The organism is Amycolatopsis pretoriensis (assembly GCF_900107925.1).
GTDB lineage: Bacteria > Actinomycetota > Actinomycetes > Mycobacteriales > Pseudonocardiaceae > Amycolatopsis > Amycolatopsis pretoriensis.
In genome coordinates, this window is sequence record NZ_FNUJ01000004.1 from 730,380 (window position 1) to 755,833 (window position 25,454).

The 25,454-nt window shown below is 70.9% G+C and carries 22 protein-coding genes; 15 read left to right on the top strand and 7 right to left on the bottom strand.

The window, feature by feature from the left end:
• The first annotated feature begins 105 nt into the window (after positions 1-105).
• Complete coding sequence (locus BLV96_RS21095) at positions 106-624, top strand: SEFIR domain-containing protein (RefSeq protein ID WP_244180357.1); 519 nt, start codon at positions 106-108, stop codon at positions 622-624.
• An 8-nt stretch (positions 625-632) separates the two neighbouring features.
• On the opposite strand, the gene BLV96_RS21100 is transcribed toward BLV96_RS21095, so the two are convergent.
• Entirely contained in the window at positions 633-974 is a 342-nt protein-coding gene (locus BLV96_RS21100; protein ID WP_086674515.1) for a hypothetical protein, read from the bottom strand.
• Positions 975-1,280: 306 nt separating this feature from the next.
• Here BLV96_RS21100 and BLV96_RS21105 point away from each other — a divergent pair, with 306 nt between their 5' ends.
• The 8 genes from BLV96_RS21105 (at position 1,281) to BLV96_RS21140 (ending at position 8,785) form a co-directional block, all read left to right on the top strand.
• On the top strand, positions 1,281-1,997 hold the full coding sequence (locus BLV96_RS21105; RefSeq protein ID WP_086674516.1) for a hypothetical protein: 717 nt from the start codon (positions 1,281-1,283) through the stop codon (positions 1,995-1,997).
• A 64-nt stretch (positions 1,998-2,061) separates the two neighbouring features.
• Entirely contained in the window at positions 2,062-2,721 is a 660-nt protein-coding gene (locus BLV96_RS21110) for a hypothetical protein (protein ID WP_143051004.1), read from the top strand.
• 175 nt (positions 2,722-2,896) lie between these two features.
• The gene (locus tag BLV96_RS21115; RefSeq protein WP_086674518.1) at positions 2,897-3,718 is read left to right on the top strand and encodes a CPBP family intramembrane glutamic endopeptidase; all 822 of its coding nucleotides are present in this window, start codon (positions 2,897-2,899) and stop codon (positions 3,716-3,718) included.
• Complete coding sequence (locus BLV96_RS21120) at positions 3,715-4,878, top strand: sensor histidine kinase (protein ID WP_086674519.1); 1,164 nt, start codon at positions 3,715-3,717, stop codon at positions 4,876-4,878. The genes BLV96_RS21115 and BLV96_RS21120 overlap by 4 nt, the downstream gene beginning before the upstream one ends.
• Positions 4,878-5,522 carry a response regulator gene (locus BLV96_RS21125; RefSeq protein WP_086674520.1) on the top strand — a complete coding sequence of 215 codons (645 nt, stop codon included), beginning with the start codon at positions 4,878-4,880 and terminating at the stop codon, positions 5,520-5,522. Before BLV96_RS21120 ends, BLV96_RS21125 begins: the two co-directional genes overlap by 1 nt.
• 272 nt (positions 5,523-5,794) lie before the next feature.
• Complete coding sequence (locus BLV96_RS21130) at positions 5,795-6,646, top strand: alpha/beta fold hydrolase (RefSeq protein ID WP_086674521.1); 852 nt, start codon at positions 5,795-5,797, stop codon at positions 6,644-6,646.
• 103 nt (positions 6,647-6,749) lie between these two features.
• Positions 6,750-8,153 carry an MFS transporter gene (locus tag BLV96_RS21135; protein WP_086674522.1) on the top strand — a complete coding sequence of 468 codons (1,404 nt, stop codon included), beginning with the start codon at positions 6,750-6,752 and terminating at the stop codon, positions 8,151-8,153.
• A 14-nt stretch (positions 8,154-8,167) separates the two neighbouring features.
• Complete coding sequence (locus BLV96_RS21140; protein WP_086674523.1) at positions 8,168-8,785, top strand: TetR/AcrR family transcriptional regulator; 618 nt, start codon at positions 8,168-8,170, stop codon at positions 8,783-8,785.
• A gap of 2 nt (positions 8,786-8,787) precedes the next feature.
• On the opposite strand, the gene BLV96_RS49920 is transcribed toward BLV96_RS21140, so the two are convergent.
• Together BLV96_RS49920 and BLV96_RS21145 are read right to left on the bottom strand one after the other, a co-directional pair.
• On the bottom strand, positions 8,788-8,946 hold the full coding sequence (locus BLV96_RS49920; protein ID WP_158104105.1) for a hypothetical protein: 159 nt from the start codon (positions 8,944-8,946) through the stop codon (positions 8,788-8,790).
• A 277-nt stretch (positions 8,947-9,223) separates the two neighbouring features.
• Entirely contained in the window at positions 9,224-11,419 is a 2,196-nt protein-coding gene (locus BLV96_RS21145; protein ID WP_086674524.1) for a helix-turn-helix domain-containing protein, read from the bottom strand.
• Positions 11,420-11,787: 368 nt separating this feature from the next.
• On the opposite strand from BLV96_RS21145, the gene BLV96_RS21150 reads away from it, so the two are divergent.
• The 3 genes from BLV96_RS21150 (at position 11,788) to BLV96_RS21160 (ending at position 15,242) form a co-directional block, all read left to right on the top strand.
• A complete protein-coding gene (locus BLV96_RS21150; protein WP_086674525.1) occupies positions 11,788-12,768 on the top strand; it encodes a hypothetical protein in 981 nt (326 codons plus the stop codon).
• Positions 12,769-13,027: 259 nt separating this feature from the next.
• Positions 13,028-14,413: a tetratricopeptide repeat protein gene (locus tag BLV96_RS21155; RefSeq protein WP_086674526.1), complete on the top strand. Its 1,386-nt coding sequence runs from the start codon at positions 13,028-13,030 to the stop codon at positions 14,411-14,413.
• The gene (locus tag BLV96_RS21160) at positions 14,388-15,242 is read left to right on the top strand and encodes an ion transporter (protein ID WP_086674527.1); all 855 of its coding nucleotides are present in this window, start codon (positions 14,388-14,390) and stop codon (positions 15,240-15,242) included. The genes BLV96_RS21155 and BLV96_RS21160 overlap by 26 nt, the downstream gene beginning before the upstream one ends.
• Here the strand turns inward: BLV96_RS21160 and BLV96_RS21165 are convergent.
• Positions 15,231-15,929 carry a TioE family transcriptional regulator gene (locus BLV96_RS21165; protein WP_086674528.1) on the bottom strand — a complete coding sequence of 233 codons (699 nt, stop codon included), beginning with the start codon at positions 15,927-15,929 and terminating at the stop codon, positions 15,231-15,233. The genes BLV96_RS21160 and BLV96_RS21165 overlap by 12 nt on opposite strands.
• A gap of 17 nt (positions 15,930-15,946) precedes the next feature.
• On the opposite strand from BLV96_RS21165, the gene BLV96_RS21170 reads away from it, so the two are divergent.
• Complete coding sequence (locus BLV96_RS21170) at positions 15,947-16,912, top strand: erythromycin esterase family protein (protein WP_086674529.1); 966 nt, start codon at positions 15,947-15,949, stop codon at positions 16,910-16,912.
• Positions 16,913-16,966: 54 nt separating this feature from the next.
• Here BLV96_RS21170 and BLV96_RS21175 read toward each other — a convergent pair whose 3' ends face one another.
• Positions 16,967-19,291: a chitobiase/beta-hexosaminidase C-terminal domain-containing protein gene (locus tag BLV96_RS21175; RefSeq protein WP_086674530.1), complete on the bottom strand. Its 2,325-nt coding sequence runs from the start codon at positions 19,289-19,291 to the stop codon at positions 16,967-16,969.
• Positions 19,292-19,559: 268 nt separating this feature from the next.
• Between BLV96_RS21175 and BLV96_RS21180 the strand changes: the two genes are divergently transcribed.
• Positions 19,560-20,789 carry a S53 family peptidase gene (locus tag BLV96_RS21180; protein WP_086674531.1) on the top strand — a complete coding sequence of 410 codons (1,230 nt, stop codon included), beginning with the start codon at positions 19,560-19,562 and terminating at the stop codon, positions 20,787-20,789.
• Here BLV96_RS21180 and BLV96_RS21185 read toward each other — a convergent pair.
• The gene (locus BLV96_RS21185; RefSeq protein ID WP_244180361.1) at positions 20,778-21,908 is read right to left on the bottom strand and encodes a DUF2716 domain-containing protein; all 1,131 of its coding nucleotides are present in this window, start codon (positions 21,906-21,908) and stop codon (positions 20,778-20,780) included. The two genes, BLV96_RS21180 and BLV96_RS21185, sit on opposite strands and share 12 nt — an antisense overlap.
• Before the next feature lie 77 nt (positions 21,909-21,985).
• On the opposite strand from BLV96_RS21185, the gene BLV96_RS21190 reads away from it, so the two are divergent.
• Positions 21,986-22,609 (top strand): hypothetical protein, encoded by a 624-nt coding sequence (locus tag BLV96_RS21190; RefSeq protein ID WP_086674533.1) that lies wholly within the window; start codon positions 21,986-21,988, stop codon positions 22,607-22,609.
• Here BLV96_RS21190 and BLV96_RS21195 read toward each other — a convergent pair.
• A complete protein-coding gene (locus BLV96_RS21195) occupies positions 22,598-25,402 on the bottom strand; it encodes an alpha-L-fucosidase (RefSeq protein ID WP_086674534.1) in 2,805 nt (934 codons plus the stop codon). The two genes, BLV96_RS21190 and BLV96_RS21195, sit on opposite strands and share 12 nt — an antisense overlap.
• Positions 25,403-25,454 lie beyond the last annotated feature (52 nt).

Below are 25,454 nucleotides of genomic sequence, written 5' to 3' on the forward strand. Positions count from 1 at the left end.
GTGATCTTCGGCGGTACCGTCCACGGTTCCGTGCGCGGGGGTGACGTCGGGCGAGCGGCCGCTCCGCCGAGGGAATCGCGTCCCGCGTCTCCCAGCGTGCCGGTCGTGGGAAAGCCGCCCCGGGTGTTCATCACCTATTCCCACGACAACGAGCGGCACTATGACCTCGTGCGTGAGTTCGCAACGTTCTTGCGCGCCGACGTGGGCCTCGACGTCCGGCTGGACCAATGGGCCGACGACGGTCGCCGCGATTGGTCGCTGTGGGCGATCGAGCAGCTCGCCGAAGCGGATTTCGTGCTCGTGATCGCGTCGCCCGACTACAAACGGCGGGCGGAGGGCGCCGAGGTACCGCACCTGGGGCGTGGTGCGCAGTTCGAGGCCGCGATGATCCGGGACAACCTCACCCAGGACCTGCCCGGGGCCACCCGGCGGATCCTGCCCGTCGTGCTGCCGGGCCGTCGCGTGGAAGAGATTCCGTCGTTCCTCAACGCCTATTCCACCACGCGGTACGAAATCACGGAGTTCACGCCGGCCGGCGTCGAGGAACTGCTCGTCGCGATCACCGGCGTGGCCCGCTTCGCGATGCCCGAAATCGGGGGCGGGCCGGGGCCCGCCCCCAACTGATTCGAACCTCAGTTGCCCTGGCTGGTGCCGCCGTCGGTGATGGCTCCCGCCGCGCAGTTGTCCGGGTTGTCGCCGTCCGCCTCGTGCTCTCCCGGGGACAGGATCGGCACGCCGATGCCGTTGAGCGAGTCCTGGATCGGGACCTGGACGCCCAGGACGTTGACGTTGTTGCCGCAGACGCCCGGCGTCACGTTGGTGTTGTGCAGGACCTCGGTGTTGTCGAGGTTGACCAGGCCCGCCTGGCCGAAGTCGTCGTCGTAGCCGCCGGGGGTGTCGGCGGAGGCGATCCCGCCGGAGAGGAACGCGCCGGCGGCGAGGGCGGCGGTGATCAGGCCGATCTTCTTGATCATGGGGATCTCCTCGGACTCGGATGAGAGTGAAACGCGGAACGACGGCGTGGGGGAAAGCGCCGTCGGTGGGGAGGGTGCACGCCGGGGTCGCGATTCATGCGCGGGACCCTCGATCGTGTTCCGGGAAAAGGTCGAAATTCCATGGCGTTGTAGCTGAATCGGGTGAGTAATCACTGGTCGGCGCGGTGCTAATCCGGGGGTAACGCGGGAGTGGTGAATGGCGTGTGGTTATGGTTGGGCGGTATTCGATGGCCGAAGTGAACGGGCGGGATCGTGACGAGTGCGACGCGGCGGGGAGGCGACCCGGTGAATGCCGGTCGGATCCTCTTGCGCGCGCTGGTCGTGCTCGGGGGCGCCGTCGCGGCTTGCGCGATCGCGTGGCTGACGGCCACGGCGTCGGCCAGCACCGTCACCGAGGTCGCGGACGGGCCGATCGCGTCGGCCGCCGCGGGTGTCGTGCCGTCCGCCGGCGAGGTTCCCTTGGTGCGGCAGGCCCGCGACACCGCTGTCGACCGCGTGCGCGTGCTGTCTGGAGCGGCCGCGCACACCGCCCGCCTCGCAACCCGCGTGGTGGCCTCGGTTCCGGCCACCGTCGTCGAGGTCGGGCGCACCGCCGTGGCGGCGCTGGTTCCGCCGGTCGCCGGCCCGCGCGAGCACGTCGAAAAGTCCGCCGGTCCCGTTGTCGCCGTGGCGGACGACGTCACGAGCGCACCGGCTCCCGGCGGCCAGCGGGAACGATCCACCTTCCGTTCCCCGGCAATTCCGGTTCGCGCGGCGGCCGTCAGCCGGTCGCACGCCGATGACCGGTCCGAGCCGGGTGCACGTGGAAACAGCGGGCAATCGTGGCCGCCGTCTTGCGTGGGGCCGGCCAGCGCCGGTTTCACCGCCGGCCACGACCGCAATTGCGGTGACGCGATTCAGGAAGCGGCCGCGGTGCACCCGCGGCCGTCGCACCGCCGGAACGGCGTGCGGAGCCGAGCCGTGGCAGCGGCGGAAATCCAGCCCGGCGTCACGCCGGACTGACTGATCCGCGCTCCGGCCTGCTCATTTCCCTGAATCCATTTTCTTTTTCCGAGGAGTATTTGCCATGCGTATCCAGATGAAGCGAACCCTGCAGGTGGCCCTCGTCAGCGGCGGCCTGCTGCTGGTCGGCACCGGAGCCGCCACCGCGGCCGTCACCGACGCGCCGAGCCAGCAGCTTGCGGCCCCGGCCACCAACGCTCCCGCGGCTCCCGCGCCGCTGCTGCACACGGTGCCCCTGCACCTGTTCCAGCAGGAGGTCGCGCCGAGCACCGAGGTCAGCGGCGACCTGCCGGAGCACGACCTCAACGCGCCGCTGGGCAGCGAGCTGACGGCGACCAAGGTGCCGTCCCTGCCGATCGCGGTCCCGCTGACGGCGACGGCGGACACGGCGTCCGACCAGGCGACGATCACCCCGGTCGGCGGCGGGCTGCCGCTGCACGGAACCGTCTCGACCCAGCCCCTCGACCCGGCGTCGGGCACCCACGTGCACGGGTTGACCACGTCCGAGCGCGCGGACACGGGGCTCCCGCTGCTGGGCAGCCTGCTCCCGACGCAGCAGCTGGGTGGGGTGACCCAGCTGGCATCGCTCACCGGGCTGACCAAGCTGGCGGGGAGCACCCCGCTCAACCAGGGCGGCCGCTACAGCACGAGCGCGGTAACGGCCCCGGTCACCCAGCACGGCCCGGCGACCCTCGAGTCGGTCACCAAGATGCTGGGCAAGTAGTTCCCCATCCCCAGGTTCAGGGCCGGAAGCGTGCGCGCTTCCGGCCCTGAAGTTTTTGTCCCCCGCGCGAGCTACTCACAACTGTCCACTCCGCGGTGACGTTCCGCGGCTCCGAAATCCCTAGCGTTCTCCACGTCCCCAGCACCCCGCCGGGGGTTCTCGCTAAGGAGTCGTCGTGCGACTGTTCTCGCAGCTCGTGACCGTCGCGGTCGTTGCCCTCGCCGGCAGCCTCGCCGTCAGCGCCGTGCAGTGGAACACCCCGCTCACCCTCGTTCTCGGGCTCGGCAGCGCCGCCCTCGCCGTGGTCGCCTACCGGTGGATCGTCCGCAAGACCGAACACCGCGTGCCGGCGGAAATCGCCAAGGACAACGGCGCTCTCGGGCGGGGGCTCGTCATCGGGTTCGGGCTCTTCGCCTGCGTCATCGGGAACATCGCGCTCGTCGGCGGCTACGACGTGCTCGGTTGGGGGTCGATCGGCGGGGCCCTCGCGTTGTTCGGGTTCAGCGCGGCCGCCGCCGTCACCGAAGAGCTCCTCTTCCGCGGCATCCTCTTCCGGTTCGTCGAACGGTGGACCGGCACCTGGCTCGCGTTGACGCTCACCGGCGTGCTGTTCGGGCTTTCGCACCTCTTCAACGCCCACGCCACGATCTGGGGCGCCCTCGCGATCGCCGTCGAGGCCGGCGGCATGCTCGCCGCCGCCTACGCCGCCACCCGGACCCTCTGGCTGCCGATCGGGCTGCACTTCGCGTGGAACTTCGCCGAGGGCGGGATCTTCGGCACCGGGGTCTCGGGCACCGACGCTCCCCAGGGCCTGCTCGACGCCGTCACGTCCGGCCCGGCCGCGCTCACCGGCGGCGAGTTCGGGCCCGAGGCGAGCATCTACTCGGTGGTCGCCGGCGTCATCACGACGGCCGTCTTCATGGTCCTCGCCCGGCGACGCGGGAACATCGTTCCCCTTCGCGGGCGCACCACCGACGCCGCTACTGTCGTCGCGTGATCGACCTCTGGCGGCGGCTCGACGTCACGGTCCGGGATCTCGCGTTCGGCCTGCTGCTCGCCGGCCTGGCGCTGATCCCGGCCCTCGGCGGTTACGGCACCCAGGTCGGCAACCTGCCGACGCGGCCCATGGACGCCTTCGCGCTCCTGGTGGTCGCCGTCGAGTGCCTGCCGCTGGCCCTGCGCCGGCGGTGGCCGGCCGGCTGCCTCGCGCTCGTGTCGGCCGGCTTCGCCGTCGACCAGCTTTGGGGCTACCACACGGTTTCCGGCTCCGCGCTGCCGATCGCGCTGCTGAGCGCGGCGGCTTACCTGCCGCGGTACCGGTGGACGACCGTGGCCAGCGCTTCGGCGGCGTACGCGGCACTCGCCGTCGCTCTCGCCTCGCGCGGGTCGTCCGAGGGTTGGACCGGGTTCGTGACGTTCTACTTCGCGCTCGCCCTCGCGTGGGGAATCGGGGCGTGGCTGCGGCAGTCGCGCGCCGCGGAGGCGGAGCACCGCCGCCACGTCGCCGAGACGACCCGGACCGCCGAACGCACCCGCATCGCGCGCGAGCTCCACGACGTCGTGACCCACCACGTGACGGCGATGGTCGTGCAGACGGAAGCAGCGCGTTATCTGACGGCGGCGCCGGAGCGGCTCGACCAGGCGCTGAGCGCGATCACCGACACCGGACGCCTGGCGATCACCGACCTGCGGCACCTGCTGGACCTGCTCAACCCCGGCTACGGCACCGAGCCGCGGACGTCCGGCTCGTTGGAGACGCTCATCGAGCAGACGCGGCGGGCGGGCCAGCCGGTGGAGTTCACCGAGGTCGGTTCGCCCGCGGCGGCGGGGAGTGCGGAGGCGGTGGCGTACCGCGTGGTCCAGGAGGCGTTGACGAACGCGCTCAAGCACGCGCACGGCAGCCGCACCGAGGTCCGCGTGGAGCACGGCGCTCGCGAGATCGTCGTGGAGGTGACTTCCGGGACGCCGAAATTGTCGGTGCCGTCCGGTAGCGTGGAAAACGGGGGCGCCCCCGCGGGCCCGGTGGTGCTGCCGGGGAGCGGGCGGGGCCTGGTGGGGCTGCGCGAACGCGTCGACGTGCTCGGCGGAGAATTCACCGCTGAGCGTCGTGAGGGAGAATTCGTCGTGACAGCCCGAATTCCGGCGGGGAGGGCCTAGTGATCCGAGTGCTGGTCTGCGACGACCAGGCGCTGATCCGCACGGGCTTCGCGACGATCATCGACGCCCAGCCCGACCTCGAGGTGGTCGGCGAATGCGGCGACGGGCGCACGGCGATCGACCTGGCCGGCTCGTTGCGGCCCGACGTCGTGGTGATGGACGTCCGGATGCCGGTCCTGGACGGCATCGAGGCGACCCGCCTGCTCGCCGGCGCGGGGGTCGCGCAGCCGGTGAAGGTGCTGGTGGTGACGACGTTCAACCTCGACGAGTACGTGTACGAGGCGTTGCGCGCGGGCGCCAGCGGATTCCTGCTGAAAGATGCCCCGCCGGCGCAGCTGCTGCACGGGATCCGCACGGTCGCCACCGGCGCGGCGCTGCTGGACCCGGAGGTGACGCGCCGGCTGGTGGGCAAGTACGCGGCGCGGATCCGGCCGGCTTCCTCCGGTGAGGTCGCGTTGGCGCCCCGGGAACTGGAAGTGCTGCGGTTGATCGCCGACGGGTTGTCCAACAGCGAGATCGCGGCCGCGTTGGTGATCAGCCAGGAGACCGTGAAGACGTATGTGTCGCGGATCCTGACGAAGCTGGACCTGCGGGATCGGGTGCAGGCCGTGGTGTACGCGTACCGGACCGGGCTGGTCAGTTAATGCGTTGACGTCGTTCGGCCGAGTGGGTGATGATGTTTTTCGTGCGGGAACGCAATTCTTTTTCTTGAGCTTTTTTCTGCGCTCGTCTTCGTCGCCATTGTTGCGGTGGACGCGAGTGCGCCCAGGCGCGTTGGCGCGCCCCGCGCGCGGTTCGGCAACCAGCGGGGTCTCATACGCCCCGCCCACGTGGATCGACACCACGGCGCGCGACCACCCGAAACTGTCGGTACCCCCGTTTACGCTCCCCCCAACGTCCGAATTGGGGAGGCACCATGACCACGCACACACTGGAAACACCCGAGGCCGACATCGTCTACGACGTCCACGGCCCGGCTGATGGGCCACCGTTGCTCATGGTCGGGCAACCCATGGAAGCCACCGGTTTCCGCACCCTGGCGTCCTACTTCCCCGACCGGACCGTCGTCACCTACGACCCGCGCGGGCTCGGGCGCAGCGTCCGCAAGGACGGCCGGGAAGACCACGATCCCGTCACCCAGGCGGGCGATCTTCACCGGGTCATCCAAGCTCTCGGCGTCGGCGCCGTCGAGGTGTTCGGGAGCAGCGGGGGCGCTGTCGCCGCGCTCGCGCTCGTCACCGCTCACCCCGAAGACGTCCGCACGCTCGTCGCGCACGAGCCGCCGCTCGTCGGGGTGCTGTCCGACGCCGACGCGGCCGAACGGGCCGGCAAGGCCTTCCGGGACGCCTACCAGGCGCGCGGCTTCGGCGCCGGCATGGCGGCCTTCATCGCCATGACCTCGTGGAAGGGCGAGTTCACCGACGACTACTTCGCCCAGCCCGCGCCGGACCCGGCCCAGTTCGGCATGCCCACCGAAGACGACGGCCGCCGCGACGATCCGCTGATGAGCGACCGCTCGCTGGCCGTCTCCGCCTACCAGCTCGACGTCGACGCCCTGAAAGCGGCGCCGACGCGGATCGTGATCGCCGTCGGCGAGGAGTCCGTCGACGTCATGACCGGGCGCGCCGCCATCGGGACCGCTGCCCGCCTCGGCCAGGAGGCGACGGTCTTCCCCAGTCACCACGGCGGTTTCCTCGGTGGCGAGTTCGGCTACGCCGGGCAGCCCGAGGCGTTCGCCCGCAAGCTGCGGGAGGTGCTCGAAGGCTGATAATCATCCCGCTGACGAACTGAATCAAACAACTGGTTGACAGAGTACGTCGACTGGTTGATGCTTGCTGCGTCGAGTTCGCTCGTGGAGCAAGGGGGACGTCGTGGGGAAGCACGCGCTCAGGTGGTGGGCACTGGCGGTCGCGGTACTGGCCGTCCTGGTGGACATGATCGACAACCAGATCGTGGCGGTGGCGCTGCCGACCGTCCGGCGGGAGCTCGGCACCGGGGACGCCGCGCTGCAGTGGATTTCGGCCGGCTACGCGCTCGGGTTCGCGCTGACGCTGATCACCGGCGGCCGCCTGGGCGACCGCCACGGCACGAAGAAGCTGTTCGTGGCGGGCATGCTCGTGTTCACCGGGGCGTCGCTGGCCGCCGGTCTCGCCGGGCACGTCGGCGTGCTGATCGCCGCGCGCGTGGTGCAGGGCGTCGGGTCCGGGCTGATGGTGCCGCAGGTGCTTTCGTTCATCCACGCGGAGTTCGACGAGCGTGAGCGGCCGAAGGCGATGGCCTGGTACGCGGGCGCGTTCCCGGTCGGCGGGCTCGCCGGCCCGCTGCTCGGCGGCGCGCTGACCCAGGCCGACGTCTTCGGCACCGGCTGGCGCGCGATCTTCCTGGTGAACGTGCCGATCGGCGTGCTCGCGCTGGCCGGTGCGGCGGTGACCATGCCGAGCCGGCCCGGGTTCCTCCGGCACCGCCTGGACCTCGGCGGCCTCGCGCTGCTGACCGCCGGGTTGTTCGCGGTGTTCTACCCGCTGGTGCAAGGCCGCGAGCTGGGCTGGCCCGGGTGGTCGGTCGTGCTGCCGGCGGCGGCCGTCCCGCTGCTCGGGGTTTTCGCGCTGTACCAACGGTTTCAGGCCCGTCGCGGCGGCGAACCGCTGGTGCCGCCGGACCTGGTGCGGCGGCTCGCGAGCGGTCAGACGGTGCTGTTCTGCGTCAACACCGGGGTCGGCGTGTTCTTCGTCCTGACGCTGCACCTGCAGCTGGGCCTGGGGTTCACGCCGTGGGAAGCGGCGGTGACGTTCGCGCCGTCGACGCTCGGGATCGTCGCGGGCAACGTCCTGGCCATGCGGCTCGCGCCGGCGCTCGGGCGGTCGTTCGCCGCGGGCGCCGTCGGGGTGCTGCTGGCGAGCCTGGCCGGGGTTGCCGTTTTGGTGCTATCGCAGGGCGCGGCGCTGAGCGGGTGGGCGCTGGCGGGGCCGGTGATCGGCGTCGGGCTGGGGATGGGCGCGGTGCTGAACGCGCTGTTCGGCTCGGCGATGGCGGCGATCCGGCCGGACCAGGCGGGCGTGGTGTCCGGCGTCGTGAACACCACCGTCCAGCTCGGTACGGCGACCGGGATCGCGCTGTTCGGCACGGTGTTCTTCACGAGGCTCGACACCGGGTACGCGTCCGCGACGGCCGGCGCGCTCGCGGTGAGCGCGAGCGTGCTGGTGCTGGCTCTCGCGCTGACGGCGGCGCTGCCGGTCCGTCACCCGTCTGTTCCGCAGAGTCAAGCGGTTGGTTGACGTATAGTCGCGGCGTGACCGCCTCGAAGCCCCGCCGTTCGCCGAAACCCCAGGAGCGGCAACGGGATCCGGAACGCACCCGCCGGCTGATCCTGGACGCGGCGGGCGCGGAGTTCGCGGCGAAGGGCTACGCGGGCGCGCGGATCGCGTCGATCGCGGGCCGCGCGGGCGTGAACCAGCAGCTGATTTCGTACTACTTCGACGGCAAAGAGGGCCTGTACCGGGCGTTGTCGGACCAGTGGACCGAGCAGCAACGCGAGCTGGTCGCGCCGGACACGCCGCTGGCGGAACAGGTGCGGCGCCACGCGCTGTCGAGCCGCGACGGGATGCGGCTGGTGGCGTGGTCGGGCCTGGAGTACGAGGGCGCCGAGTCGGATCCCGACCACGCGCCGAGGACGCAGCGCCTGGCCGGGACGGTGGAGCGCATCGCGGCGATGAAGGCCGAGGGCCGGCTGCCCGCGTGGGTCGACCCGGAGTGCTTGACGGTGCTGCTGATGGCGGCGGCGATGGCCCCGGTGACGTTGCCGCACGTGGCCGAGGGGCTGACGCGGACCGCGCCGGACTCGCCGGAGTTCGTGGAGCGGTACGCCGACCAGCTGGCCAAGCTGGTGGAGCACTTGTCCGCCACCTGAGGTCAGTGCTCGACGGGTTCGGAGGTGGCCACGGCGGGCCCCTGGCCGGGCGTGCCGGAGGGGGTGCTGGGGCCGGCGAGCGAAACCCCGGCGACGAGCGCCACGGCGACGATGAAAAGCGCGGCGCGGACGAGGGCGGAAAACGAACAGACGACCATCATGACTCGCTCCTGGAGGATTTCCCGGATCAACGGGATTTCGGCGATTCCGCGCGGTGGCCGCGGAATTTCGGGACTGTATTGATGGTGCGCTTCCGCGGGCTCGGGGGGAAGGTGTTTCCGTTGCCGGAAACGGGCTTGCGCGGGGAAACCCGGGGTGGCACGAAAGAGGGCCCGCGGAAACCCGCGGGCCCTCGGGGGTGAAGTTGTTCGGACGGGCGGGCAGGTGGCCGGCGGGCGAACCGCCGGCCAACCGGCAGCGCCGGCCCTCACCTCACCCTCAAGCGACCGCCGCTCGATCCCGGTACTCCGCCTCCCCGAGCACCCTCGGATCCAGTGTGACCCGGTAAGCCGCCGCTTCCGTCCACCGGCGAGCCGCCCCCTGGCGATCCCCTCGGGCGGCCGCCGTGTTGCCCAACCCCGTCAACGCCCGGGCCCGCTCGTACTCGCTCCCCGCGTCGTCCGCCAGCTCCGCCGCGCGGCGATACCCGCTCTCCGCGTCCGCCCACTGTGCCGCGCGGAACCGCACCCAGGCCTCGCAATTGACCGACATCGCCCGATCCACCGGTAACTGAGCGAGCTGGACGGCCTCCTGCGCACTCGCCAATGCCGCCGGAAACCGCCCCAGCACCGTCGAAGCGAGCGCGATTCCCCGCAATGCGATGACCACATTGCGCGTCCGCCCGGTCCGGCGATAAACGGCCAGCACCGTCGTCAAATCCGTCAACGTCGCTTCCGCCTCGCCGCGGTACAAACGCGCCCACGCCAAGCTGGACAGCGCGTCGATCGCGCCGCGGTCGTCGCGCGCCTGGGCGAAACACTCCTGGGCCCGCTCGTGGAAGCCGATCGCCTCGTCGACGCGTCCCGACTCCACGTGGGCCATGCCCAGGTTGTTGAGGATCATACCGGTCGCGCTCAGGTCGCCGATCGCGCGCGTCGCCTCGAGGGCGCGCTCGTGCGTGCGGATCCACGGCTCGAACAGCTTCTCGCGGAAGAAGAACGCGCGGAGCACGAACGCGAGCTGCCAGCAGCGGTCGTGAAACCCGTGGCGGAACGCGGAATCGACGATCTCCACCAACGTCGGCCACTGCGCGGCCAGCCAGGTGAGCGCGCCGTCCGCGTCGGTGAACGGGACGCCGGAAGCTGCCGGGAGGCCGGTGGGTGGGCGGAAGCGGTACGGCTCCGCCAGCTCGTCGGCCGCCACCGTCGTCGCCAGGGCGTGGTCGACCAGCCGGCCCATCGCCGACGAGCGATCCTCTGGCTCGACACCGGGCAGCGCGTGCGTCGACGCGAACATCCGCATCAGGTCGTGGAGCTCGACGTACCCGCGCTCGTCGCGGACGACCAGGTGGGCGTCGTGCAGCCGGTCGACCAGCCGGTCCGCTTCGCCGGGACCGAGGCCCGCCAGCGCCTCGACCGCCGCGATCTCCGCCGCGGTCGCGGGGTGCAGGGCGAGCAAACCCAGCAACCGCCGCTGGTCGCCGGGCAGGGATTCGTAGGAAACCGTGAACGCCGTCGCGACGCTGCGCTCGCCGTCGTCGAGCGTGCCGAGGCGGGTCGTTTCGTCGGCGAGGCGGTCGCGCAGCCGCGCCGCCGTCCAGCCGCCCGCGACGAACCGGGCGGCGACGATGCGCACGGCGAGCGGCAGCTGCCCGCAGTGCCGGACGATCTCGGTCGCGACACCCTCGTCGTCCGGTGCGTGCGAACCCGCGACCGAACGCAGGAGCCGCACGGCGTCGGGCAGCGGCAGCACGTCGACCGGGAAGTGCCAGGCGTCGTCGAGCGCGGGGAGCCGGCCCCGGCTGGTCACCAGGATCCGCGACGACGTCTCGCCCGGCACGATCGCGCGGATCTGCTCGGCCGAGCGCACGTTGTCCAGCACGAGGATCATCCGGCGGCCGCGCAGCTGGTCGCGGACCAGGTTGGCGAGGCCGTCCTCGTCGGCGGGCAGCTGGTCGGCCGAGACGTCCAGCAGCCGCAGCAGCCGGCCCAGCGCCTCACCGGCGGACAGCTCGGCCGCGCCGGGCGTGTGCCCGCGAAGGTCGAAGAAGAGGCAGCCGTCCGGGAAGGACCTCTCGACGCGCCGGGCCGCGGCGACGGCCAGCGCCGTCTTGCCCGCACCCGCCATGCCGTGCACCACGCCGACCCGGGCGTCGTCCGGGTCGAGCAGCCGCGCGGACAGCGCGTCGAGTTCCGTTTCCCGGCCGACGAAGTACCGGCCCGCGTGCGGCAGCCCGGCGATCCCGCCGGCACTGCGCCGCGCGGGCGTTCCGGCTTCCGTGACGAGCGAGAGCAGCGCGCCGTCGGCGCCGAGCGCCACGTCGCAGGCCTTGGCCAGCTCGCGGTTCACCCGCGCCTTGCCGTTCTCCACCTTGCTCAAGTAGCCCTTGGTGAAATGCACAGCCGCCGCGAGTCCGGTCAGGGACATGCCGACCGACGTCCGTCGACGTTTCAATTCCGCTCCAAAGTCCGGCATCGGGTAATCATCCTGTATTCGGCGAACGGGGGGAAGGTGTGACCGGCGGCCCGGGCCCGCCGGCCGGTTCCTGGTCAGCCGAGCAGCGAGACCAGCTGGCCCAGCACGATGACGATGTGCGTGTGCATCGCTTTCCCCTTTCGCGTCGGATTCCTGGTTTTGCCGAAACGATTTCGGCGGAACCAGCATCACCCGGTGAATCCGGCGCGAACAGGAGTTTCCCGTTGCCGGCCAAGGGGAAACCGCGGCTACCGCATCGGCCTGCGCTGTTTCCCGGTTCCGGAAACCGGCTGGAAACGGGTGACGGCGCGGCCGCGGCGGCGCACCATGAGTACACTTCGCCGCAGCGACCAGGACGGAGGTGCGGCTTGGCTCAGGAGTCGGCCGAAGCGAAGATCAACGCTCTCTCAACGGAGCTGAAACTGCTTCGCAAAGGCCTGGGCGTCCAAGCGAAGAACCTGCCGGGGAACGTCGGCGAAGCACTGCGCGAGGTGTGCGGGGTCCACGATGACGACGCGCCGGGAACGGTCCGCGCGAAAGTCGTCGCCACGCTGGTGTCCTTGATCGAAAAGCTGCCCGCGCCGCAGCGGGAAACGGCGCGGATCGTGCTCGGCTTCGGCACCGGCGCGAACGAGCGCTACACCGCGCGCCTCGAACTGCTGGGCAGCGGCGCCGACCGCAACGTCCGCACGATGCAGCGCCGGGCCGACGACGTCCTCTACCTGATCGCCGAGACCGCGTACCAGTCGCCGGCGGAGTTCGGCGGTGCGCCGCCGGACAGCCGGGACCCGTGGCACACGAAGACGCTGGCGGTCCGGCTGACCCTCACCGGGGCCGCGGCCGAGGTCTTCGAAACCCGGCGCATCGTCAGCCACGTCGCCGGGCTCGAGGAGATCGAGCACGGCGTCTCCCTCGCGCGGCCCGCCAGCACGACCGCCCCGCCGGACCTCTCCCGGCTCGGCATCGACGTCGTCGCGGGCGGCGAGGTGCATTCCGTGCGGCTGGCGTCCTCGACGCGGGTGGCGTTCCGGCTGCGGCCGCCGCGCCCGCTGGACGCCGGTGACCAGCACGAATTCTTCTTCCGCATCCGGCTCGACGAGCTGCCGGTGCCGTTCTACTGCTGCACGCCGGAATTCCCGTGCGACAGTTTCGACCTCAACGTCCGGTTCGACCGGACCGAGCCGCCGCAGCGGATCTGGCGCATCGACGGCGACCTCTCCAAGGACGCGGGCGATCCGGTGCCGCCCCGCAAGCCCCTGTTCCTCGACAGCGCGGGCGAAGTGCGCACCGAGTTCCACGGCCTCCAGCCCGCCCGGTCCTACGGGGTGGGCTGGCAGCCGGCCGGCTGACCGCGTCATACTTCTCCTCGCGTGCGTCTTCTTTCAGAATGCCGTATCCGGCGCCCGAAATCCGCACCGGACACACGACAAAACCACGACACTTCCCACTCCGGCCGGCTGACGTCTTTTCCGGCGAATTTCACCGGTCGCTTTTGAACCGGTGACGATCCGGTCAAGAGGCGTGGCGCCGGTAACGTGTCGCGCTAATGCGGCGACGTCCGCGGAAAGAATCCTTTCGGCGAGGCGCCGTAAACCGCGAGGAGGTTCGATGCGCCCCCATGACGTCTTCCTCAGTTTCACCTGGTCGGACACCGCCGAGGTGAACGCGCTCGAGAGCGCTCTGCGCGCCGCCGGGCTGCGGGTATTCCGGGATCGGGGAATCGACAGGTTCGACGGCGTCACCGAGAAGCTCGTCTCCGCGCTCGCCGAGTCGAAGGTGCTGCTCGCCTACTATTCACGCCGGTTCCCGACCCGGTACGCGTGCCAATGGGAACTGACTTCCGCCTTTCTCGCGGCGCAGCGCTTCGGCGATCCCCGGCGCCGGGTGCTCGTGGTCAACCCCGAGCCCGACGGCAACCACATCGCCCCGGTCGAACTCGCCGACGCCGCGTACTTCGGTCGGCCGCGCACCGAGCGGGACCTGACCCGCATCGCCGAGCGGGTCGCCGAGATGAGCCGGGAAGCGGACACCCCGCTGGGCGCGGTGCCCAGCACGGCGCCACTGTTGCCCCGGCTGCTGCGGCCCCGGCGGTTCGTGGGCCGGTACCGCGAGCTCTGGGCGGTGCACAGCGCTCTGCACGCGCGCGACCTGCCGGCCACCACGCCGCGGACGTCGGCCGCGCTCGCCGTCGTGCGCGGCCCCGCCGGCCTCGGGAAGACCAGCCTGGCCGAGCAGTACGCGTTCCTCTTCCGGGACGCTTTCCCCGGCGGCGTGCGGTGGCTCGACCTGGCCGGCGCGGACGACCCCGCCGGCGCGCTCGCGCGGTTCCACGCGCACATCCGCATGATCGCGGCGGACCTCGGCGCCGACGTCGGCGACCGGTCCCCGGAGGAGGTTCGCGACCTGGTCGCGCGGCACCTCGAAGCCGCGCGGAAGCCGCAGCTGTGGGTCATCGACGACGTCCCGCCGGACCTGCCGGCCGCCGTGCTCGACGAGCTGGTGATGCCGACGTCGTACGTCCGGACGGTGCTCACCACCCGCTCCGGCCACCCCGCCTGGCCGGCTCCGGTCGTCGACCTCGGCGGCCTGACCGAGGACGAGGGAACCGAGCTGTACACCGAGATCGCCGGGTCGGCGGACCCCGTCGAGCTCGCGGCCGTGCGCCGGCTCGTCGGGCGGTGCGGCGGGCACCCGATGGTGTTGACGAGCGTCTGCACGGCGTTGCGCGACCGCCGCAGCGCCACCGGGATCGCCGGCGCGCTCGACGCCGTGACGGGCACCGCCGCCGACGTCCTGCGCGAGGTCGCGATCGCCCGGACGCCCGTGCCGCGGCGGGTCCGGCGCGCGGAGCCGGTGGGGGAGCTCGTCCGGCACGCCCTGCTGACCCACTTCGGCGTGGACGGGCAGCTCCTGGTCCGCGACACGACGGCGAACCGGCTGATCAAGGCCGTGCGTGCCATCATCGGGCATGGTCACCCTTCGCGATACCCGTGAGCCGGAGCTCAACAGCGGGGTCCTGCCCGGGAACGTGCGGGCCGACGACTGGGTCATGCTCGTCCTCGCCGCCGGTTCGGTCGGGTTGCTCGGGTTCATGCTGCTGAGCCCGCCCGGGCGGGACGCCGGCCTGGTGATCTTCTACGTCGACTGCGGGATCTGCGGGGTGTTCCTCCTCGAGTTCCTCTGGCGGTGGCGGAAACGGCGGTGGGCCAAGAAGTTCCTCGTGCGCAACTGGTACGAGCTGTTCGCCATGATCCCGTTCGCGCACCCCGTGGCGGCCGCGCACAAGTTCGTCGGGGTCGTGCTGCTGCTGATCCGGATCGGACGGGCCGCGGACCGGGCCGTCGGCGAGCAGTTCACCTACCGGCTCGTCGACAAGCTGTCCGAGCCGATCGTCAAGGCGATCAAGAAGCCGGTGACCATCGCCGTGCTCGACGAGGTCGTCAAGGTGCTGGAAACCGGGAACTACCCGGAAAACCTCGCGAAGTCCCTCAACGCCAACAAGGACGAGCTGCGCACGATCATCGCCGAGAAGATCGCCGAAGACCCGCAGCTCGGGAAGCTCAAGCGGTTGCCGTTCCACGACGAGATCGTGCGGACGGTCGTCGACACGTCGTTCCGCGTGCTGCTCGAAGTGCTCGTCGACCCGCGGATCGACGACTTCTTCTCGGCCGTCGTGCGCGACAACCGCGAGCAGATCCGCCAAGCCGTGCAGCTCGGCCTGCACGAGACCGAGGACGACGAGAAGGAGCAGTCCCTGCCCGTGCGCACCCAGCACTCGGCCGCGCTCGAGTACGACCGGCTGCACCCGAGGTCACGGCCGTGACCGCAGGTACGCGCCGAGCAGGCCCGCCGCGTCGAGCATGGCCACCCCCCGTGCGGTGAGCTTCTCCCGCCAGGTTTCCAGGGCGTCCACGAGGGACTCCGTGCCGCCGGCGGTGCGGACCTGGCCGATCACCGTCGCGATGTGTTCCAGTGGGTAGCCGCCGCGCCGCAGCAGGTGCGTCAGCTCCGCGTCCCGGATGTCGGCCGCGGTGAAAACCCGGTAGCCGGTGGCGGGGTTGCGGCGCGGCACGAGGATGCCCGCGCGTTCCCACGCCCGGATGGTCGCCGCCGTGACGGCGAGGCGGTGGGCGAGTTCGCCGATCGAAAAGTCGGTCGCGGCCGGCTCGGGTGCCGCGGTCGTCAGATGGCTGATGGCTGTCCGCACCGCGTTGAGGGTTTCGCGGTCGCGGAGGAGCTGCTCGTGGCCGCGGTCGACGAGCGTCAGGGCGCGGCCGAGGTCGTCGTCGTGGACGGCGTGCATGATCCCGCCGGCCGTCGCGTGGCCGTACGCGGGGACCAGCGCCAGGAACGCACGCAGGGCGGACGCGTGGGCGTCGGTGTAGATCCGGTATCCACTGGCTGTGCGGTCGGCAGGCGGGAGGAAGCCGTCCTGCTCGTAGTTGCGGACCGCCTGCGTGGAGATGCCGTGCTCACGGGCGAGGTCCGCAGGTCTCAATGGAGTGTTCAAGGATACGATTCGACCACATGGACATCACGGACTTCACCGCCGAACTGCTCGCGTTCGGCGAGCCGACGCACTTCGAACCGGCCTTCGCGCGGGTCCGCAACGAGCTGTTCGCCCGGCTCGCCGAGCACGGCTTCCGGGCGATCGCGCTGGAGACCGACCGCGTCGCCGCGCTCGACGGCGGGTTCTCGCACGGCTTCGGCGAGCTGGCCGGCAACCAGCAGCTGCTCGCCTGGCTGCGTGAGTACAACGAGACCGCCGCCGAACCGCTGACCTTCCACGGCTTCGACGCCCCGACGGAGATGTTCAGCGCGCCCAGCCCGCGCGCCTACCTCGAACACGCCCGCGACCACCTTGGCGTGAGCGTCGACATCGCGGCCCTGACCGGGGACGACGAACGCTGGAGCCGGTCCGAGGCGATCCTCGACCCGGCCGCGTCGCCCGGCGCGTCACCCGAGGCCCGTGAACTGCGGGTCATCGCGGACGACCTCCTCATGGCCCTCGACGCCCGCGTCGAGCCGGCCGCACGCGTCGCGCGGATCCACGCGACCGCCGGGCTCGACCTGCTGCGCTACCACGCCGCGTCCGCGCTGCCCGGCGACCGGGACACGAGGATCGCGCGGCTCGCGGGCGCCCGCGCGGTCATCATGGCCCGGAACCTCCTGGACATCCACGCTTCGCACCCGGGCCGGACGTTCGTGTTCGCGCACAATGCCCACCTGGGATCCGGCGCGGGGGCGATCGTCGCGTCGCGGCTCGGCGGCCGGTCCGCGTTCATCGCCGGCAGCCTCGGCCACAGCGAAGCGCTCGGCCTCGGCGAGCCGGACCCCGATACTTACGAAGGCTCGCTGCAACGCGAAACGAAGACCTGGCGGCTGACCACCGACATCCCGGCCGGCCGCACCCGGGAAGACGCCGACCACCGGTACGCACCGCTCACCCAGGACCTGCTCGACGCCGCCGGCGCCGTCCTGCACATCGCGTGAAAAAAGCGGCCCCGCACCGGGTCGGGACCGGTGCGAGGCCGCTGTTCACCCGGGTTACGGGTAGTTCACCACGTTGACCGGCACGGTGCCCGAAGGCGTGACCCCGCCCGTGTCGTTGATGACGTGGGTGATCGTGCCGCGGTAGTTGAGCGACACCGTCAGCAGGCTGTGGAACCGGACGCCGCTGTTGTTCGGCACCTCGAACGCGTGGTAGCTGGACACCGCCGGGTCCGTGTCGAAGAAGCAGTAGCTCCCGAGACCCCACGCCTCATGCGACGTCACGTTCGCGCCGACCTTGTAGGCGGCATACCCCGCGACTCCCGATGGGGCGTTCCACGATGCCTGGTTCGGGACGTCGTAGGGCATTTCGTTCTGGAAGAAGATCGTCTTCCCGCCCTGGCCGTTCCAGATCACCTGGTACTTCTGGTAGTGCTCGACGAACAGGCCGGTGGCCGTCACGTTCGCGCCGTTCACCACGAGCCCGGTGTCGGCGGTGTTCGTGTTCCAGCCGTAGGTGCCCGCGTTGCCGTGGTCGGCCCGCCAAGCCCAGATGTGGTCGATGATCGTGTTGGCGCTGTTGACGATCAGGCTGTTCGTCGCCTTGCCGGCGATCGCGCCGCCGATCCGGAAGAACACGTCCTGGACCGTCGTCGGGTTCGAGGCGTGCGACGCCGACGAGCCGGACTGGCCGACCGTGAGCAGAGCTTGCGAGTTCGTCGTGCCCGCGTCGAAGAGCAGGCCCTTGAGCCGCACGCCGTCCACATCGGACACCTGCATCGCGTTGACGCCGTTGTCCGGCACCAGGGTCGGGTAGCCGATACCGAGGATGGTGGTACCGGCCTTGGTCACGTTGAGCGTCTGGTTGAGGTGGTAGACGCCCGGCGTGAAGAACAGGTTGCAGCCCGCGGCCAGCGCGTTGTTGATCGACGAGGCCGTGTCACCGGACTTGACGACGTAGAACTGGCTCATCGGCGCCGAGGTGCCCGGGGTGCTGCCGTTCGCCCAGCTCGGGCCGGAAGCGTTGGTGCGCAGAGAAGGCAGGAACACGCGGTACTTGCCGGTGCCGTCGACGTAGAGGTAGGGCACGTCGCGGGAAACCGGGGTGGTGGAGAGGGTCGTCTCCGGCGGGTTCGGGAACGTGTTGGCCGGCGCGCCGCTGGTGCCGGAGAAGACCATGTTCCAGACGCCGCCGTTCCAGCTGCCGAGCTGCGAGTCGCGGGTGTACCACTGCTGCTGCGACACCGATGCGGCCTGGCCGGCGACCTTCGTGTCGGCGATGTAGCCGCCGCTGGCGAAGCCGTAGCTCGCCGGGTAGAGCTGCAGCCCGCCGCGGACGTCCATCCGGCGGAACGGCGCGGCCTGCGCGACGGCCCACCGCTCGTTGCCGCCGGAGGGGTTGACGGCCATGTTCTCCGCCGAGCGCCAGAAGTTCTGCAGCGCGACGCCGTTGTCGGAGGCGTTGAAGGCGTCGACCGTGACGTCGCCGTTGATCAGGACGTCGCCCGGGTTCTGGCCGAGGCCCGCGACCGAGGTGTAGAAGCCGACGTTGTCGTGCACGTTGTTGTAAGTGCCCGGCTTGAACAGGTGCGCGACGCGCCGGTCCGCCATCTGCGCGGTCAGCGTGTCCTTCTGGTTGTTGAAGTCGGTGTCCAGCTGCGCCTGGATCGTCGCCGCGGACATGCCCGGGTCGAAGATCCGCACGTTCGGCCCGAAGTTCGGGGTGTCGGACTGCGTCGGGCAGCCGGCCTGGGTGCCGATCGTGTAGGTCGCGCTCGACACGGGCGAGTTCGTCGAACCGGACTTGAGCGCGATCGCGTTGACCGTGCGGGAGTTCGGGACGCTGATCGGTCCACTGTAGAGCGTCGAGGACGCGGTCGGCGTCGAGCCGTCCACTGTGTACCGGATGGTCGCGCCCGAGGTGGCGCTGCTGATCGTCACCGTCTGGGCGGCCGAGTAGGTGCCGCCGGGCGGGCTGAACGTCGGTGCTGCCACCGTCGTCGTGCCGCCGCCGACGGTGTAGCTGAAGTGCGGGGTGTCGTACTGCGGGCCGCTCTTCTCGTAGGTGAACCAGTAGTCGAGGACGTTCCCGCTGCTCAGGCCGCTGACGGTGGACCGCCAGGTGCCGGAGCCGTTGGTCATCCGGACGTTCTGCTGGCCGACGCCCGGGACGCCGGTGTAGTGGACGTCCACGTACAGCGCCGGGGTGGTCGGGGTGAAGTTGAGCTGCACCTGCGTCGAGCTCAGCTGGCTGACGCTCTGGGTGTAGTCGTCGGCCGCGAGGGCGGCGGGGGCGCTCAGCCCGGCCGCCACCAGCAACGCCGACGCGACGAGCGCCAGCCTTGGGCTGTGCCGTCGAAGCTTGTCCAAGGTCCGGTTCACGCCGTGACACCTCCGCCGTTGGGGATCCACGAGCCATTTGTTGCGAGTCACAACAAAGTAGCTCCCGCTCAGCGGGCTTTTAGTTACTTTTTGATAACACTTGTCTGGACCAATGCGCGAACGGGTGAAGCGGTTCGTCACTCTTCGTCGGATTGTGGTCACGGTGGGCGAATGACTGAACCGAGAAACCTTCTTCTGTCGGGTGACCCCGATGCGGTGACATGCGACGATCCCGTGCCACACCTCGTCCCCTACCGAGGAGTAGGCAATGGCGCCTCCACGGCTGTTCCGGTCCCTCGTCGTCCTCTCCCTCGTCGCGGCCCCGCTGACGGTGGCCACCTCGACCGCCGAAGCCACGCCGCTGCAGAGCGGCGGCGTCGTGAACTTCGGCTGTGCCACCTCCGGCAAGATGCACTGCCTCGGCAAGGCGATCCGCTCGCCGAAGGGCAACGGGCCGCTGGTCGTCTCGACGCCGGTCGGCTACGGCCCGGCCGAGATCCAGGCCGCCTACAACCTCGGCGGGCTGCACGCCAACGGCCGCACGGTGGCCATTGTGGACGCTCAGGACGCCCCGACGGCGGAGGCGGATCTCGCGAAGTTCCGCTTCGCGCGGGGACTTTCGCCGTGCACCACGGCCAACGGCTGCTTCAAGAAGGTCAACCAGAACGGCGCGGCGAGCCCGCTGCCCGCGCCCGACTACGGCTGGGCGGAAGAGATCAGCCTCGACCTCGACGCGGTGTCCGCGACCTGCCCGGACTGCAAGATCCTGTTGGTGGAAGCCGACTCCCCGGACATCGACCCGCTGATGACGGCGGTCGACACGGCCGCGGCGACGCCGGGCGTGGTGGCCATCTCCAACAGCTACGGCGGCGCCGAGGACTCGACGATCCTGGCCGCGGACGCCCACCTGAACCACCCGGGCATCGCCGTCACGGCGTCCTCGGGCGACTCCGGCTACGGCGTGAGCTGGCCGGCGTCCTCGCCGTACGTCACGGCGGTCGGCGGTACGACGCTGAAGAAGTCGACGACCGCCGCGCGCGGCTGGACCGAGACGACGTGGAGCGGCAGCGGCTCCGGATGTTCCGCGCTGGAGGCGAAACCGGTGTGGCAGCACGACACCGGGTGTGCCAAGAGGACGGTCGCGGACGTCTCGGCGGTCGCGGACCCGGCCACCGGGCTCGGCGTCTACGACACCTACAACAGTTGCGGCAGCTCGTCGTTCTGCGACTTCCTGCTGGCGCTGGGCCTGGCCCAGGGCGCGGACGGCTGGGTGCAGGTCGGCGGCACGAGCCTGTCGTCGCCGGTGATCGCGAGCGTGTACGCGCTGGCGGGCAACTCGGTGACGTCCGGGTCGTACCCGTACGCGCACACCGGCGGGCTGTACGACGTGACGTCCGGCTCGAACGGCAGCTGCGGCGGGACGTACCTGTGCACGGCGGGTGCCGGGTACGACGGGCCCACCGGCCTGGGCACGCCGAACGGCACCTCAGGGTTCTGAGCGCCGGATCGGCTCGCCCAGCGCGGCGGTCAGGTCGTCGTCGATCCGCGTGAGCAGGTCGCCGAAGACGCAGATCGTTTCCTCCCAGGGGTGCCCGAAGGTGCCCAGGCGGAGGTCGCGCGTCAGGTAGATGTGGTAGTCCCCGTCCGGGAAGGTGAAACCGGGCCAGCGCGGTCCGGCGCCGTCGACCCGGGCGGGGTCGAAGCGGTAGCCGGCGTGGTGCCAGTCGAGCCAGTACAGCTCTTCACCGTCCACAACGGACTCGCGGAGTCCTTCGTGGATGGTGGCGAGGAAGCTGTCGAGGGCGGTGTCCTCGGCGTCGCCGACGTACCAGGTCGCGGAGTTCGCCGGTTCGGTGATGCCGGGGAACTCGCGCGTGTCGGGGCGGAAGGCGAACCTCTCGTAGAACCGCGCCCAGATGTCGTCGTGTTCGGGCTCGGAGAACAACCGGCGGACCGGACGGGCGCGGGCGGGTTCGCCGGGCGACGGCAGGTGGTAGCGGGTGACGGTGGTGACCTCGCGCATTCCGGCGGCTTCGAACGCGTCACGCAGGGGACCACCCACCTCGGCGCGCAGGAACCGCACCTCGGACCGGCCCCAGGCGTGGTCGACGAGCGTGGCGGCCAAGCCGGGGTCGGTCACGCCGCCGACGACCATGGCGTCGCCGATCTCCTCGAGCCAAGCCGCCCGATCGCCGTCGAGGACGACTTCGGAAGACTGGCTCAGGTGGGCCGCGTCGGCGAGGAACTCGGCGTACGGACGGCGGTGCGGACCCGTCGCCGCGGCCAGCGCTGCCACCCGCTGATGGCCGGCCCAGTCGTGCCCGATCCCGGGGAGCGGGGTGGTGTCCGTCCCGGTCGGACAGGCGAGCACCGCCCGAGCCGGCTCCGCTTCGAAACCGGCGGCGAGCAGAGCCTCGCCGAGCCGGGCGTCGCCGTACACCGGCCAGACGATCGGCTCGTTGCGCCGCGCGAAGGCCTCGACCTGGCGTGCGACCAGCGCGTCGAGATCGCGCTCGGGCAGCGGCCCGTGGCTCACCTCGCCGTGCGTGCCGTAGTGGGTCCGGACGACCGGACCGTCGTGGTCGACGACCGCGCCGACCGGGGGGAGCTTGTTCACGGGACCGATCTTGCACGGACGGGTGACGTTCGTGCAGCGCATTTTCGCGTGTCCCCGCGCGGGGTAAGGATGTCTGCATGCTGGACACCGAAGTCCTCTCGCAAGCGCCTTCGCGGGCGCTCGACGTCGTCACGCCGCTCGGGGACGTGCGGTTCGCCGTCCGCGCCGGGGGCTGGGACGTGCCCGCGAGACCCGAGCTGACCTGGGGACTCGGCTCCGGCGCGCGGCTGTGCCGGTGGCGGCACCGGTCCGTGCGGCTCGACGTGCTTTCCGGGGCCACCGCCTCCGGGGAGCCCGGCGTGACCCGCGAGACCACGATCTTCCGCGTGCTCGCCCGCGAGACGGTCGGCGAGTTCGTCGTCCAGGCCGAGCTGACCGGCGCGCCGGTCGAGGCGCGCGTCTGGGAAAGCGCCTTCACCGCCGAGACCGCCGACGCGGTGGTGAGCGTCGGCGGCCCCAGCGCCGACGTGCTGCGACGGTGCTCGCGAGCCGGGCAGCACGTGCCGCCGTACTGGTCGCGGCTGCTGGGCGGCGACGCCGTCGAGCGGACCGGCGGCCGGCTCACCTGGCAGCTGCCGGCCGTCGAACGCGGCGACTACGCCGAGCTCTGGGTGACCGTCGCCTGGAGCGCGGCGGGTGGCGACCCGGGCCGGGCGCTCGACATCGATCCGGCCCGGGTCCTGCGCGAGCTAACCCAATGAGATCCGGTCCAGATCCGGAGCCCCCGCGCGGTCGTTGCCGATCCGGATCGCGTTGGCGCCCGCGGTCAGCGTCACCGGGACCGAAGTGGTGTACGGCGTGCTGTTGCCGGCGCCGCTCACCTTGACCTCCACCGGCGCGCCGCCGTTGACCGACACGAAGTACGACCGGTCGCCGTTGACGGTGAAGTCGAGGTACAGGGTGTACTGACCGGCCGCGCCGGCGACGACGTCCGGGAACGTCACCGCGGCACCCGCGCTGCCACCGATGTTGCGCACCTTCTGCCCGCCCGAGCACGGGGAGCAGCTCGTGACGCCGGCGTCGCCGATGTCGTTGGCCGAGTCCTCCGCCTCCCGCATGAACACGCGGCCGGCCGGGCGCGGCTTCACCTGCACCGGCTTGCTGACCGACTTCGCGCGCCCGAGCGTGGTGAAGTTCGCCGTCACCGGGATGGTGACGTCCTGGGCGGCCGGGGCGGTCACCGTCCACGATCCACTGAGGACCTGGCCGAGCCGCAGGTTCGCCGCGGTCACGGGGGCACCCTCGAGCGTCCAGCCCGCCGGGACGACCGGGGCCAGCGACACCTGGCCGACCGGGTCGTCGACGTCGAGCCGCAGCGACGCGGCGACCTTTATGGACTGCCGGCCGGGCGAAACCCATTGCACGCCGGCGGGTTCCACGGTCAACGTCGTCTTCGGCGTGTACGACTCGGGTGGCAGCGGTGCCACCGCGATCCGGTCGAGGGCGGTCGTGCCGGACACCTTGATCGTGTTGCCGCCGGGGTTCAGCGGCACGGGGATCGCGGCCGGAGCGTTCACGGTGATCGGTGCGGCGCCGTTCACGCTCACCGACAGCGTTCCGGGCCCGGCCGTGTCCAGCTGCAGCTGGGACGGACCCGCGGCCTGGACGTTCCGGAAGACGACGGCACCGCGGTCGAGGCCGCTGACCGCGGCCGTGCCCGAGCACGCCTCGCACCACACCGGGGATGCCTTGCCCTCGAAGCCGTTGCGCCACGACTCCGCCTCCAGGGGCACCTCGCCGCGGGGGTCGGGGTAGCCATAGGCGACGTCGATCTCGTCGAGCGCGAGCTGGTGGAAGAACGGCTTGGCCTGCGGGCCCGACCACGTGTTCAGCACCTCGAGCTTGAGGTAGCGCGCGTGCACCTCGCCGACGTCGACGAACTGGACGCCGCGGGTGCTCGGCAGGGCACCGGTGCGCACAGAGCGCCAGTTCTTGCCGTCGTCGCCGGCGTAGACGCGGTAGTCCTTGATCCGCGCGGAATCTTCGGCGCGACCGAAAGATTCGCGTGCGGCCGTCGGCGACGACTCTCGCTCGTGCACCGCCAGGTACGCCGTGGACCGCTTCTTGCCGAGGTCGAGCGTCACCGACACCGGCTGCTGCCCGCCCGCGTCCCAGTAGTTCAGGTAGCTGCCGTCGGTGAGGTTCGACGCGGGGTGGCCCGGTGCCGACGCCGACGCGGTCGCCTTGATCGTGCTCTTGTCGTAGAAGTACTGCTGTCCGGCGGTGTCCACTTCGAACACGGTGTCGTAGGTGTCCCAGTCCTTGATGTCCAGAATAGACAGGTAGCCGCCGGACTGGGCGAACCGCATCGGCTCGCCGGTGCGCACATCGGACACTCGGGTGACGCGATAGCCGTTGTCACGCAAGCGGACCAGGTTCGTCGACGGCCGCGTCACGACGTGCACGTACTGCGTCTGTCCTTTCAGGGTGATGACGCCGTGGGCGCCGTCGTTCCAGAAGCCGGGCTGCATGCCGCCGTACATGTAGCCGCCGCCTTCGGTGCCTTCCAGGGTCTTCTTGATCGGCTGCGTCCAGGACGCCATGAAGTTGTTGAACGCCTCCTGCTGCGGCGGGAACTTCCCGTTCAGCATGGCGGTTTCGGCCATCAGCGACTTGATCGACGAGCCCGCGTTCGTGATGTAGCGGCCGGTGGAGAGGCGGAAGTCGACGGCCTGGTCGCCGCCGCTGTACCACCAGTCGCCGTTGGTCGGCAGCTTGTAGTCGGCTTCGGTGAGCCGCGGCATCGGCGTGTAGATCGCTTGGGGGTAGTCGTAGGACGGGGTCATGCCGGTCTTTTGTTCGTTGCTGACCGTGTCCATGATCGGCGTGTCCTCGTTGTTGTTGCTCAGCAACATCGACGGCCGCTTCTCGCGGATGTGCTCGTAGAGCCCGTGCTGCTCCCAGTACTCGTTGTCGTTGTCGATCCAGAACCCGGCGAGGTCGGCGTAACGGTCCATGACCTCGTCGAACAGGTCGTAGCTGTACTCGCCGAAGCCCGGCCGGGTGGTCAGGTCGACGGGGTGGCCCTTGTACGCCGAGTAGGCGGCCGAATCGAGCGACTCGTGGCCGGTTTCGTTGTGCCACTGGGGATCGTCGGTCATGTAGAGCATCACTCGGACGCCCTTGGCCTTGCCCGCGGCGATCAGTTCGCCGAGGAAGTCGCGCTGGGTCGAGCAGCTGCCCGGGATCTTCGACGGCCACGGCCGCGCGTAGCCCAGCCGGCTGTGGAAGGTGGTGAGGACGACGTAGGACGCGCCGAGCTTCGTCGCCTCGTCGATCCAGTAGTCCGGCGTCCAGCCGCCGGCGGTGACGTCGTGCTCCCAGGCGGCGCAGTCGGTGTGCCGCGGCGCGGTGAACATGCCCCAGTGCAGGAACAGGCCGGCCGTCGACGCGCGCAGCCAGTCCTGGCGCGGGTGGTACAGCTCGGCGTGCGCGGGGGTGACCAGGGTCGCCAGCAGCACGATGACCGCGGCGAGGCAGGCTCGGACTCTCATGGGCCGCTCCTTCGTCGGAGAGGTCCGATGATTATGTGGTCATATATCAGAC

Bases quoted from the DNA above. Each gene is read 5' to 3' on its own strand.
- BLV96_RS21100 (WP_086674515.1), bottom strand. From the start codon at position 974: ATGATCAAGAAGATCGGCCTGATCACCGCCGCCCTCGCCGCCGGCGCG.
- BLV96_RS21110 (WP_143051004.1), top strand. From the start codon at position 2,062: ATGCGTATCCAGATGAAGCGAACCCTGCAGGTGGCCCTCGTCAGCGGC.
- BLV96_RS21130 (WP_086674521.1), top strand. From the start codon at position 5,795: ATGACCACGCACACACTGGAAACACCCGAGGCCGACATCGTCTACGAC.
- BLV96_RS49920 (WP_158104105.1), bottom strand. From the start codon at position 8,946: ATGATGGTCGTCTGTTCGTTTTCCGCCCTCGTCCGCGCCGCGCTTTTC.
- BLV96_RS21145 (WP_086674524.1), bottom strand. From the start codon at position 11,419: ATGCCGGACTTTGGAGCGGAATTGAAACGTCGACGGACGTCGGTCGGC.
- BLV96_RS21155 (WP_086674526.1), top strand. From the start codon at position 13,028: ATGCGCCCCCATGACGTCTTCCTCAGTTTCACCTGGTCGGACACCGCC.
- BLV96_RS21160 (WP_086674527.1), top strand. From the start codon at position 14,388: ATGGTCACCCTTCGCGATACCCGTGAGCCGGAGCTCAACAGCGGGGTC.
- BLV96_RS21170 (WP_086674529.1), top strand. From the start codon at position 15,947: ATGGACATCACGGACTTCACCGCCGAACTGCTCGCGTTCGGCGAGCCG.
- BLV96_RS21180 (WP_086674531.1), top strand. From the start codon at position 19,560: ATGGCGCCTCCACGGCTGTTCCGGTCCCTCGTCGTCCTCTCCCTCGTC.
- BLV96_RS21190 (WP_086674533.1), top strand. From the start codon at position 21,986: ATGCTGGACACCGAAGTCCTCTCGCAAGCGCCTTCGCGGGCGCTCGAC.
- BLV96_RS21195 (WP_086674534.1), bottom strand. From the start codon at position 25,402: ATGAGAGTCCGAGCCTGCCTCGCCGCGGTCATCGTGCTGCTGGCGACC.